Source organism: Pseudomaricurvus sp. (genome assembly GCF_965662505.1).
In the GTDB taxonomy this organism is placed as follows: domain Bacteria; phylum Pseudomonadota; class Gammaproteobacteria; order Pseudomonadales; family Cellvibrionaceae; genus Pseudomaricurvus.
Map to the genome: position 1 here is coordinate 1 of NZ_CBFIHX010000108.1, position 12,093 is coordinate 12,093.

The 12,093-nt window shown below is 54.2% G+C and carries 11 protein-coding genes; 5 read left to right on the forward strand and 6 right to left on the reverse strand.

All coding sequences use genetic code 11. From position 1 onward, the window contains the following. From hemL to ACTG33_RS13450, 4 genes are all read right to left on the reverse strand, one after another. On the reverse strand, window positions 1–1,222 hold a 1,222-nt coding region (gene hemL, locus ACTG33_RS13435), incomplete at its 3' end, for a glutamate-1-semialdehyde 2,1-aminomutase (RefSeq protein WP_439135737.1). Between the two features lie 181 nt (window positions 1,223–1,403). After that, a complete protein-coding gene (gene thiD / locus ACTG33_RS13440) occupies window positions 1,404–2,231 on the reverse strand; it encodes a bifunctional hydroxymethylpyrimidine kinase/phosphomethylpyrimidine kinase (protein ID WP_439135738.1) in 828 nt (275 codons plus the stop codon). Window positions 2,232–2,327: 96 nt separating this feature from the next. Further along, entirely contained in the window at window positions 2,328–2,810 is a 483-nt protein-coding gene (locus ACTG33_RS13445; protein ID WP_439135739.1) for a CopD family protein, read from the reverse strand. A gap of 13 nt (window positions 2,811–2,823) precedes the next feature. Further along, window positions 2,824–4,650, reverse strand: a complete 1,827-nt coding sequence (locus ACTG33_RS13450; RefSeq protein ID WP_439135740.1) for a chloride channel protein — start codon at window positions 4,648–4,650, stop codon at window positions 2,824–2,826. Window positions 4,651–4,935: 285 nt separating this feature from the next. Between ACTG33_RS13450 and argC the strand changes: the two genes are divergently transcribed. From argC to erpA, 4 genes are all read left to right on the forward strand, one after another. Further along, window positions 4,936–5,976 carry an N-acetyl-gamma-glutamyl-phosphate reductase gene (gene argC / locus ACTG33_RS13455; RefSeq protein ID WP_439135741.1) on the forward strand — a complete coding sequence of 347 codons (1,041 nt, stop codon included), beginning with the start codon at window positions 4,936–4,938 and terminating at the stop codon, window positions 5,974–5,976. After that, on the forward strand, window positions 5,976–6,716 hold the full coding sequence (locus ACTG33_RS13460) for a DUF6776 family protein (protein WP_439135742.1): 741 nt from the start codon (window positions 5,976–5,978) through the stop codon (window positions 6,714–6,716). The genes argC and ACTG33_RS13460 overlap by 1 nt, the downstream gene beginning before the upstream one ends. Before the next feature lie 26 nt (window positions 6,717–6,742). After that, window positions 6,743–7,201, forward strand: coding sequence for a bactofilin family protein (locus tag ACTG33_RS13465; RefSeq protein WP_439135743.1), 459 nt, complete (start codon window positions 6,743–6,745; stop codon window positions 7,199–7,201). Between the two features lie 100 nt (window positions 7,202–7,301). Then, window positions 7,302–7,655 carry an iron-sulfur cluster insertion protein ErpA gene (gene erpA, locus ACTG33_RS13470; RefSeq protein WP_439135744.1) on the forward strand — a complete coding sequence of 118 codons (354 nt, stop codon included), beginning with the start codon at window positions 7,302–7,304 and terminating at the stop codon, window positions 7,653–7,655. Between the two features lie 20 nt (window positions 7,656–7,675). Here erpA and ACTG33_RS13475 read toward each other — a convergent pair whose 3' ends face one another. Both ACTG33_RS13475 and ACTG33_RS13480 read right to left on the reverse strand, forming a co-directional pair. Next, window positions 7,676–8,803, reverse strand: coding sequence for an anhydro-N-acetylmuramic acid kinase (locus tag ACTG33_RS13475; protein WP_439135745.1), 1,128 nt, complete (start codon window positions 8,801–8,803; stop codon window positions 7,676–7,678). Between the two features lie 23 nt (window positions 8,804–8,826). Next, complete coding sequence (locus ACTG33_RS13480) at window positions 8,827–10,182, reverse strand: peptidoglycan DD-metalloendopeptidase family protein (protein WP_439135746.1); 1,356 nt, start codon at window positions 10,180–10,182, stop codon at window positions 8,827–8,829. A gap of 313 nt (window positions 10,183–10,495) precedes the next feature. Between ACTG33_RS13480 and tyrS the strand changes: the two genes are divergently transcribed. Then, a complete protein-coding gene (gene tyrS / locus ACTG33_RS13485) occupies window positions 10,496–11,803 on the forward strand; it encodes a tyrosine--tRNA ligase (RefSeq protein WP_439135747.1) in 1,308 nt (435 codons plus the stop codon). Window positions 11,804–12,093: the final 290 nt, after the last annotated feature.

The window sequence follows — 12,093 nt, forward strand, 5'->3', positions numbered from 1 at the left end:
TGTGGGCGGCGGACATAAAACCTGCCTCGTAAGACGCCGGTGCAAAGTAGACTCCCTCTTGCAGCATGCCGTGGAAAAACTGATTAAAGCGTTCAGTGTTGCAGTTCATCACTTGCTGATAATTGGTGATCTTCTCTTCTTCTGTGAAAAAGAATCCAAACATCGAGCCCACGTGGTTGCTGGTAAAGGGGATGTTGTGTTTTTTGGCGATGGCATTCAGGCCGGCTATTAACTGGTCCGTCTTGCGGAATAGCGGCTCGTAAAAGCCTGGCTCAGATATCAATTCCAGAGTCTTAAGGCCCGCCGCCATAGCGACAGGGTTGCCGGACAAGGTGCCGGCCTGGTACACCGGCCCCAGCGGAGCGATGTGGGACATAATCTCTTTCTTGCCGCCAAAGGCGCCAACCGGCATGCCGCCACCCATGACTTTGCCCAGCGTTGTCAGGTCTGCTTCGACGCCGTAGTGCCCTTGTGCGCCAGTGGCGCTGACCCGAAAACCGGTCATCACTTCATCGATAATCAATACGGCACCGTGCTGGTCGCATTGGCTGCGCAGTGCCTCCAGAAAACCGGGAATCGGCGGCACACAGTTCATGTTGCCGACCACCGGTTCGACGATGACGCAGGCGACTTCATCACCGATTTCCTTAAAGGCGGCTTCGACACCGGCGATGTCGTTGTAAGTCAGAGTGACGGTGTGGTCGGCCAGTGCAGCAGGCACGCCCGGTGAGCTGGGGACACCGAGCGTCAAGGCGCCGGAGCCGGCTTTCACCAGCAGGGAGTCGGAGTGGCCGTGATAGCAGCCCTCAAACTTGATGATTTTATCGCGACCCGTGTAGCCGCGAGCCAGGCGAATGGCGCTCATGGTCGCCTCGGTACCTGAATTTACAAAGCGCACCATGTCCATGCCGGGCATGATCTCACAGACGCGATCAGCCAGTGTGGTTTCGATTTCAGTGGGCGCCCCAAAGCTCAGGCCCTGACGGGCTTTCTCTATCACGACATCAATCACTTCTTTGTGAGCGTGCCCCAGAATCATGGGCCCCCAGGACAGCACATAATCCACATAGCGTTTTCCATCGGCATCGAACAGGTGGGCTCCCTCTGCGCGTTCGAAGAATACCGGAGTGCCGCCGACGGCCTTGAATGCACGAACGGGGGAATTGACTCCTCCGGGAATGTGTTGCCGGGCCTGTTCAAATAATTCGTTGGAACGACTCATGGGAGATCCTTTGCTGGGAGCCGTAGGGTGCCTACGGCTGGGTAACGAAAAGGAGCCATTATCGCTAACGGAGACGGGAAATGTAACCCTGAAGGGGCAGTGTGTAACTCTGAAGGGGCTGTGTGTAAACCTGAAGGGGCAAGGTGTAACCCTGAAAGGACAGCGTCAGCGGAGTAAAGGACTAGCCATTCCCTGTGCTTTGATTGCCAGAGTTTTTGGTTGCCCAGAAGAAGCGATTGGGGGTGCGCCGACCCATGCCCAGTTGACGACTGTTGGCGAGGCTGTTCCAGGTGAAGTTCTGCCCTTGAATAATGGCTTCTTCTGTTCTCAAGCCGTGTCCAAGATAGCAGGCAATACTGGCAGCCAGGGTGGCACCACAGCCGCTGACAGGCATCTTCAGGCGCTTGTGGGAGAATGTTTGAATCAGCCCCTGCTTGCCAAACAGATGGTTCTCGAAAGTACTCTGTGAGCGCTCTGCGCCGCTGATCAGTACATACTCGCAACCATGCTCGAGAATTTCCTGCGCACAGGCGTGGATGGTGTCACCTTGCTGAGCCAGCTCATGGGCTTCGGCCAGATCGGGGGTGGTGACGGTGGCGAGTGGCAGTAGCAGGGTTTCAATGGCTCCAAGTACCCCAGGAGCATCAGCCAGCTTGGTGCCGCACACATGAGTGCCCGGATCGAGCACCACCGGAAGGCTGGGGTAATCTCGAAGGATTGAATGAATGGCTTCGACGTTTTCGATGCTGCCGGTATAACCCACCTTGACGGCTTTGACCTGCATGTCCTCAAGAATGGCTCTTGCCTGTTCAATCAGCAGCGGCGAGGCGACGGGCAGGATTTCTTTGGTGTCGCGGGTGTCTTTGGCGCAGAGGGCGGTGATGATGGGCGTGCAGTGACAGCCCAGGCTTGCTGCGCATTCAATGTCGGCCTGAATACCGGTACTGCCGGAAGGGTCGTGGCTGGAAAAACTTAAGATAACTGGCGCGGTGCTTTCAAATTCCGTCATTTGCTACAAAATCCGTCATTTAATGCGTGTGTGGCCTTCACTCTGAGTCTAACACACGCTTGGATTTTGTCTTGTGGCTGTGGCTGTGGTCTGCGGTCAGCCCGGTTTGACGACGACCAATATTACCGCGCCAAACAGAGCAAATACCGGGAGCTCGTTAAAAATCCGGTAGAACACGTGGCCGCGGGTATCCTGATTGTTTTGCAGGCGCTTGATGCAGCGCCCGCAATAGACGTGATAAATGATCAGTGCGGCGACCAGCCCCAGCTTGGCGTGAAACCAGGGTTGGCTCATATAAAATGACCAGGAGTAGCTGGCCAGCCACAGGCCAAAAACAAGGGTCAGAAGCATGAACGGCGTAATAAACCGGTAGAGCTTGCTTTCCATAAGGCTGAGGCGATCCCGAGTGGCCGGATCGGATACGGACGCGTGATTCACAAACAGTCTGGGCAAATAGAAAATGCCGGAAAACCAGCAGACCATAAAGATAATATGAAAGGCTTTCACCCAGAGCATGTTGCGAGGTTCCTTTTGATGTCGTGTGGGATAGCGTGCCATGAAAGCTTGACGCGGCATCATACCCGATTGCTATTTACACTCGATAGTAGTTGTCGATGTGTTCTTTCGTGATGACCCCAATCACCGGCGATAGCCAGGTCACGCCTTCCCGCTCCACATAGAGGGCGTCGGCTTTGTGCTGATTCAGTTGCTGTTGCGCTTCGAAGAGGCTGGCCTGTTGATGAATGGGCTTCAATAGCCACTGGCGTCCGGGAATGTCCAGCAGCTTGATGTCTTCGTTCTCGTCGGGAGCAGTTTTGTCCGCGGTGTCGTCATCTGTTTCGTTGAGGTTTTCCAGGTAGGTGGAGACATCGGCTGCGGCGAGTAGATACTTTTCGTGATCCGGTTCGTCCACCACCAGCCAGGCGGGATGTTGCTGCAAGCGTTGACGGAGTTGGGCTAGTGTCATGCGGTTGGTGCAGCGGAGAAACTTGGTTTCCATGACGCTGCGAACGCCGACGCGATCCAGCGCCTGACGAATGGGGCCGTGACTTAGGCTGTATCCGTTGGCTTCCAGTTGGGCGATAAAAATTCCCTCGCAACGAAACAGCTGACGGGTGGTGATCACGGCCACAACGACGATCAGCATGGTCGGGAAGATGGTGTGCGGATTGTGGGTCAACTCGAAGACGGTGATCAGCGCGGCCAGAGGGGCATTCATCACCGCCGCCATCATGGCTCCCATGCCCAACAAAACGTAAAAACCGGGGTTGGCACCGCTTTCAGGTAGCAGCATGTTGGCAACGGTTCCAATGGCAGCGCCCAGCATGGCGCCAATAAACAGCATGGGGCCGATTAGCCCTCCGGGCATGCCCAGACCGCCACTGACGCTGGTGGCTATCAGCTTGGCAACCACAATGCTCAGTAACAGCGGAAGGGCCAATTGCCCGTGCATCACGGCGTCAATAGTGTCGTAACCCACGCCCAGAATTTGTGGTGTCCACAGCGCCAGGACTCCGGTGACAACCCCTGCGGTCAGCATGCGCAATATAACCGGGTAGCGCTGCTGTTTGTTAAACATGAGCTGCAGGCGGATAAACAGCGCCGCGAATACGGCGATCACCAGTCCTGCTATTGCCACAATGGGCAGGGCGCTCAGGCTTTCCATTTGCAGCGGCACGACGGTAAAGGCGGGTTCTTGTCCAAAAACCAGTCTTCCAACAGCCGCGCCGGTGACGGAAGCCATCATTACCGGGATAAAACCGGCGATGCTGTACCCCATTAAAATCACTTCCATGGAGAAGATAACGCCGGCCATGGGGGTGTTGAAGGAGGCGGCAATGGCTGAGGCAACCCCGCAGCCCACCAGCGTTCGAAGACAGTTGTTGGGCAGTCGTAGCCATTGCCCCAGCTGGCTGGCTACGCCTGCCCCAAGGTGTGCCGCAGGGCCTTCACGGCCCATGGACTGGCCGCTGAGCAGAGTCAGGATGCCGCCGAAAAACTGTACCACCCAGTTAATCGCTGGCAGTTTCCCCTGGTGGTTGTGCAGGCGCTCCAGCACGTGGCCTATGCTGACCTGACGGTTCTCTTTGGGGATAAAGTGAAGCATGAGGCCGATGATCAGGGCGCCAATGACAGGCAGGAGAAAGAGCCAGTGATCTGGTAAGGATTCGAAATCCTGACTGCCGGTACCCAGCGACAGATGTAGAGGGACATCGATTAGCAGGCGGAACACAGTAATCACGCCTGCAGCAGCCAGGCCACAGAGGAATCCGAGAATCGTCAACTGGGGCAAGGCATCCAGATGCGCCAACCGATGCCGAAACGTATCCAGCAGCTCTTGCCAGCGGCCTTTCATCCGGGCGGGATTGCTCAGCGTGCTGCGGGTTGATGATGGCGCTTTACTTGAGGGTTCTGACATATCCGGGTCTGGCTTGGTTGGCTGTTATAACCGGAATCCAGCAGCGTGTGACTCAATAGGCTGAAGCCCGCATTGCTTATGGAGGTGGTTGTTATACACTAGGCGATTGGTGCGACATCCGCCTTTGGGGCGTATTTCCGTGCCGCCAGTATCTGATTCCGTTGTGGTGGCAGTTATTGTGGCGGCAATTGCCGTATTCGGCAAATCCATCATTTTATTATCGCGATCAATTTTAAGGCGATCGCGTCAGAGTGGCTTAAGAAAAGTGGCTAAAGAGAGGTCAATGTGATTCAGGTAGGTATTGTGGGCGGCACCGGTTACACCGGCGTTGAGTTGTTGCGGTTATTGGCAAATCACCCTCAGGCGGAAGTGAAGATCATCACGTCTCGCGCCGAGGCGGGTGTGCGAGTCGATGAGCTCTATCCCAACCTGCGTGGCTTCTTCGATCTTGAATTTACGGTGCCTGATGTCGAACAGCTGGTTGCCTGTGATGTGGTGTTTTTTGCCACGCCGCATGGCGTTGCCCAGGCGATGATGCCTGAGCTGTTGAATCGTGGCGTGCGGGTGGTGGATTTATCTGCTGATTTTCGAATCCGCGATGCTGAGCTCTGGTCCAGTTGGTACGACCAGCAGCATTCCTGTCCCGAGTTGTTGCCGCAGGCCGTTTATGGTCTGCCGGAACTGAACCGCGATGCGATCGCAGGTGCTCAGTTGGTGGCCTGCCCCGGTTGTTATCCTACCGCCATTGAGCTGGGTTTCCTGCCTTTACTGGAGCAGGGGCTGGTGGATGCCACTGACCTGATTGCCAGTGCAGCCTCGGGTGCCAGTGGCGCTGGCCGTCAGGCAAAAATTCCCATGCTGCTGGCGGAAACCGGCGAAAACTTTAAAGCCTATGGCGCTGCCGGCCATCGTCATTTACCGGAAATTGAGCAGACGTTGAACGATGTCCTGCCGGCCGGCAGTGACCTTTCCAGAGTGACATTTGTGCCGCATTTGGTGCCTATGGTGCGTGGTATTCACGCCACCTTGTACGCCAATCTCAAGGGCGACGCAGGTGATTTACAGGCGTTGTTTGAAGAGCGTTTTGCCAACGAGCCATTCGTAGACGTGATGCCGGCGGGGAGTCTCCCGGAAACCCGCAGTGTGAAGGGGTCTAACGTCTGTCGTTTGTCCGTACTGGAGCCGCAGCAGCGCGGCAAGGTTGTGGTGCTGTCGGTGATCGATAACCTTACTCGCGGTTCCTCCGGCCAGGCCATCCAGAACATGAACATCATGTTTGGTCTTGAGGAAACTCTGGGGCTGAATCTGCCTGGGCTGCTTCCGTAATGGCGGTAGTTAAAGGCAGCAAGCAACCACGGATGATCGTTGTTCCCTACCGCCCATGGCGGCGGATTACTCTGACACTGTTGCTGCTGATTGTGGGCTGTGCGGCCGTGTATGGCAGTTATTGGTATGGGCAGCAGCAAAACCACAGTCTGCAGGAAGAAGTCATCGCTGAGCGGGACCGCCTTAAGGTGGAGTTGGTCGCCAGCACTGACGAAGCGGATCGTTTGCGGCAGGAGGTAGTGAACCTCAAGCTGGGTGCTCAGGTCGATCGCAAGGCCAGCGAAGGGGTTCGCGGTGAAGTATTGGAATTGAAGTCGGAAATTGCCGCTTTGCAGGAAGATATCAGTTTCTATCGCGGGCTGATGTCTCCCTCGGACAACGAGCGTGGTCTCACCATCGGGTCATTGAACGTTATCTCTACCGGCGCGCCACGTCAGTACGAATACAAGCTGGTGGTGCAGCAATTGGCGACAAAGCACAGCCTGTTAAACGGATCGCTGCAATTTAACATTGTGGGGCGTCAGGGTGAGCAACTGGTCACACTTCCGTTGAGTGATGTGTCAGACAATGTCGGTAGCAAGAATATTAAATTGCGATTTAAGTACTTTCAGACCATCGAAGGGCGGATCAGTCTGCCGACAAATTTTGAGCCTGAAAGAATCGAATTGGTTGCCAAGTCAACAGGACGTGAGCCCGTTGTGGTCGAAAAGAAGTTTGGTTGGCTTGTGCAGGAGAGTTGAATATGTGGGGTAAGAAGGACAGTTCTATGGGGTTTTCATCCGGTGGTACGACGTTAATTTCCAAATCAACTGAGCTGACCGGAGATGTTAAGTTCAGCGGCAGTTTGGAGATCGAAGGCCGTGTAAAGGGCAATATTTACGCGGAAGAGGGCGCTGATGCGCGGGTACGGATCATGGAGAAGGGCTTTGTAGAAGGTGATATCTGTGTGCCGACCATTATTATCAACGGTTCGGTGAACGGCGATGTTCACTCCGCCAAGCACATTGAGCTGGCCGCCAAAGCCACGGTGACCGGCAACGTTCATTACAATATGATCGAGATGGTGAAAGGCGCGCAGGTCAACGGCAGTCTGCTCTACACCAAGCCTTCTTCAGCAAAAGAGGATACCAAGTCTGCGACTGACTCTTCCGGCGGTAAAAGCTCTAAAGCCAAAGACAACAGCGGTAAAGACTCTGGCAATCTTGAGGTTGTGGCTAATACTTGACTGTTTTACTGGGGTAAAGGGATAATGCGCCTCTATAGCGTCTGGGTGTGTTCATTAGAACAGTGTGTTGCCCGTCGTGGTTGTTTATTCGGAGTGAATCATGAGTACCCCTGAAACCTTTACCCCACAAGCCATCCAGGTGACCAACAGCGCCGTCGCCAAAGTGAAATCACTGGTGGAAGAAGAGGCCAATGATGACCTGAAGTTGAGGGTGTTTGTTACTGGTGGCGGATGCTCGGGTTTTCAGTATGGTTTTACCTTTGATGAGCTGGTCGCGGAAGACGACGCAGTCATTGAAAAAGACGGCATTACCGTTGTAGTGGATGCTATGAGCTATCCCTATCTGGCGGGTTCTGAAGTCAATTACGAAGAGGGCTTGCAAGGCTCGAAGTTTGTGGTTCAAAACCCCAATGCCAATTCCACCTGCGGTTGCGGATCGTCTTTCTCTATCTGATCTTAAGGATCTTTTGGGATTTACCCGGCCGGGTAAATCCCTCCCAAAATCACTTCTCTGTCAGCGCCCGTAGCTGCGGGTTTGTTCCCGGTCAGGTGGTGCAGTGTCTGTCTGGCAAGCCAGGCGAAAGCAGCACCTTCCACCTGCTGAGGATCAATGCCCAGTGTGCTGGTGGTGGATACCGGTACATGACTCAACTGGTTTAATCGACTCATCAGAGCGGTATTTCGTGCGCCGCCACCACAGATATAAATGTGATCGTGCTGAGGGATGTGTTGCGTGATGCCATCAATAATACTGGCTGCTGTGAGTTCCAACAGTGTGGCTTGCACGTCTTCAGCGGCTATTTTTTCCTGTGGGTGTGTTTTGTGGAGCACCGCCAGCTGGGCTTCCAGCCAGTGAAGGTTAAAATCTTCGCGGCCGGTGCTTTTGGGCGGGGGCGCGGTAAAGTAAGGGTGTGCCAGCAGCTGTGTCAGCAGTTGCGCATTGACTTTGCCGCTCTCAGCCCATTGTCCGCAGGCGTCGTAGGTGTGACCGTTGTGGCGCTGCACCCATCCGTCCATCAGTGTGTTGCCGGGGCCTGTGTCAAAACCTGAGGCAAGCTCGGATCCCAGGTTGGTGGCATTGGCGATGCCGCCGATGTTCACAATCACTCGCCGTTCCTGCTTGGAGCTGAATACGGCTTGATGAAAGGCCGGTGCCAGTGGTGCGCCACCGCCTCCTGCGGCCATATCCCGACGTCTAAAGTCAGCGACTGTGGTGATTCCTGTTATCTCGGCGATACGATTGGGGTCGCCAATTTGCAGGGTAAATGGATGATCCACGGAGCCCTGGGGGTGGTGGCGTACGGTCTGCCCGTGGCTGCCAATTCCCTTGATGTCGGACGCAGATAGTTGGTTCTGGTGAAGCAGTTGCTGAACCGCTTCCGCAAAAGCGAGTCCCAGCCGTTGATCCAGTTGGCCCAAGCGTTCTACTTCGTTATCACCAGGTTGGCATAGGTCGAGAACGCTCTGACGTATGTCGTCTGGATAGGGTGTTTCAAGGTGGTCGATAACAGTGAGTTGGCCTTCAGGCCCACACTCAATGAGTGTGGCGTCGATGCCGTCGGCGCTGGTGCCAGACATCAGGCCAATATAGTGTTCTTTCATGGTTTAGCCCTTACGCTGCCAGGTTAATTGTGGCCCGTTTTGGCAACCAGAATTTGTTGATGGTGGTTTTCCAGAGCGGCAAGTATCGGCTGCGTGGCTTGCAAGAAACGCGGCATTTCCGACGAGGCAATAGATCGTGCTTTCGGCAGCTTGTCCAGTACCGTGCGTGGGTTGCGGTGTACGCCGTCCAGTAGAAATTCATAGTGCAAATGGGGTGCGGTAGAGTAGCCGGTAGAGCCTACAGTACCAATGACCTGTCTCTGTTTGACTCTGTCGCCAGTGCGAACCTTGCGCTTGTGAAGGTGCAAGTATTTGGTTTGAACGTTATTGCCGTGCTGAATGACGATGTAGTTACCATTGGGTTTGGTGTAGCCGGCGCGAATGACCCGTCCATCGCCCGCAGCCCACACGGGGGTGCCGCGGGAGGCTGCGTAGTCGGTGCCGCGGTGAGGTCGCACGGTCTTGGTGATCGGGTGCAGGCGCCGCGGGTTGAAATTGGAGCTGATGCGACGAAAGTCCAGCGGTGCTCTGAGAAAGGCTTTGCGCATGCTTCTGCCTTCCGGAGTGTAGTAATGAACGTCACCCTTGCTGTCTTCGTAGCGCACCGCTTTGTAGGTGGTCTTTTGGTTGGTGAACTCTGCCGCGAGAATGTTGCCGTTGCCGATCTTCTCTCCGTTCAAAAAACGCTCTTCAAATAACACTTTGAAGTGATCCCCTTTGCGGATGTCCAGGCCGAAATCAATGTCCCAGCCAAAGATGTTGGCCAGTTCCATGATCAAGTTTGCGTTCATGCCTGCTTTTTGTCCGGCGATAAACAGCGAGCTTTTAATCACGGCTTCACGGTATGCGGTATGGGTGTCGGGCTGCAGAGTTTCGGTTTTGTGATCAAATTTTTGACCACTACGGGTGAACAGTTCGCTTTCAAGGCGGTTTTGTCGGTAGCGTAACCCCTGCAGGCGATCCTCTTCGATGTGAAATTCCAGCTCGTGGCCGGGATGAATGCGTTTGAGGGCTTTGGTGTCCGGATTGCCGGACATGAACTCGTACAGATCCCGATCAGACAGGCCGGCTCTCTGGAAGATCAGGGATAAGTTGTCGCCAGAGCGAACCTTTTCCTTGTGCCATTCAATGGTGGGTACCAGTGTTGGCGTGACAGGGTCTGCTGCGTCAGGGAGTAATTCCTGAAGTTCGGGATCCTGAAGGGTCAGTTTGATGGGCTTGGCGTTGCGCTTGGCTTTCGTGTCTTCGGTAGGCGTGAGCACATGCGTGATTAGCAGGGCTGCGCCCAAGACGCTCACGGTAATCAGGTGTCTGCGAGGAAAGGTCTTCAGCCGCTGGGCAAGGCGGTTGAATAATGATTTGGGTTGAGGTGCCTTCATACTGCGAGCAATTGCCTTTCTGGTCTTAAGGTTCAATCTATAAATACACAAGTCACCCAAATGCTGTCAGATGAGCCTGCTTAATGATTTTGTCGGAGAATCCCGCACTTATATCAGAAAATCATGGGTAAAAACATATTCACGGTAACAAGGGCGGGGTAAACAGCCAGTTCCCCGAGGTTGTTTGAACGCCGCCACAGATCGCAAAACTTGTTTTTACTTGGAAATTCGGTATTGTGCGCCTTTCTTTGGAGCGCCCGTCATAGCGGCGTCTCGCCCTTTTTCTTTATAAGATGTTTAAGGTAATAGAACCATGTCTACAGTGGATGGCAACCTGATTCAGGAGTTACGTGAGCGCGGCCTGATTGCGCAAATGACCGGTGAAGATGAGCTCGAGGCTTATCTGGCAGAGGGCTCACGGACACTTTATTGCGGTTTCGATCCAACAGCTGACAGTCTGCACCTTGGACACCTTGTTCCTCTTTTGGTTCTCACGCGCTTTCAGAATGCCGGCCACAACCCGATTGCCCTCGTGGGTGGAGCCACAGGATTGATTGGTGATCCCAGCTTTAAAGCGGCGGAGCGTCAACTCAGTACACCGGATATCGTTGCCGGCTGGGCGGACAAAATTCGCAGCCAGGTGAGCCAGTTCATCAAGTTTGAAGGGGTAAATAACCCAGCTCGTGTCGTGAACAACCTAGAGTGGGCGGGTGAGATGAATGTGCTCGACTTCTTGCGGGATGTGGGTAAACATTTTTCCATCAACAATATGATCAATAAAGAGTCCGTTCAGCAGCGCTTGCAGCGCGAGGGGTCTGGCATCTCTTTTACTGAGTTTTCCTATGCGTTGCTGCAGGGGATGGATTTTGCTGAGCTGAATCGCCGTTACGACTGTACTCTGCAAGTAGGAGGCAGTGATCAGTGGGGTAATATTGTCGGCGGGATTGACCTGGCGCGCCGCCAGAATAAAGCACAAACCTTTGGTTTGACGGTACCCCTGATTACCAAGGCGGATGGCGCCAAGTTTGGCAAAACCGAATCCGGTGCTGTCTGGCTGGATCCGCAAAAGACTTCGCCCTACAGCTTCTATCAGTTCTGGCTCGGCACAGCGGATGCCGACGTGTATAAATTCCTCCACTACTTTACCTTCTTAAGTGTTGAAGAGATTGCCAAAATTCAGGCTGAGGATGTGGTTGCCGAAGGTCGTCCGCAGGCGCAGGGTGTTTTAGCAAGAGAGGCGACTCGACTGGTTCACGGCGAAGAGGGGTTGGCTGCAGCGCAGCGCATCACTGAAGCAATGTTCAGTGGCTCTCTGGCAGAGCTTGGAGAAACGGATCTGGAGCAGTTGGCGCAAGATGGCTTGCCGAGCAGTGAGTTGACCGACGAGGTTATGGCTGACAAGCCTTTGACGGGCTTGCTTTCCGAGTGCGGTATGGCCAAGGCTTCAAGAGAAGTGAAGGATGCATTAGGCCGTAATGCCGTATTGATCAATGGTGAGACCGTGGGTATGGAAGACAATATGCGTACGGCGGAGTGCTTTGCGGCAGAGAAGGCGTTGTTTGGTCGTTTTTTCCTGGTGAAGCTGGGCAAGAAAAAGAATCATCTCTTTGAGTTGAAGTGAGCGCTACTCTTTTTCTAAGTGATGTTCTTGTTCTAAACGATAAAAAGCCCGCCTTGTTGCGGGCTTTTTTATAGATGAAATGATTTTGAAGTATTTTTTCAAAAGGGTCTTGCGCGCCACTCCGGCGTCTGTATAATTCGCCTCCCTTGATCGCTGACGGCGTGAGGCGCTGAGTGTCCATAGGTAGGATGTTTCAGTCGCTTTATTAGACCGAATCAAGTTTGAAATTAAAGTTTAATTTTTCACTTGCCAAGCGATAAAGACTCCGTATAATGCGCCGCTCTCAACGA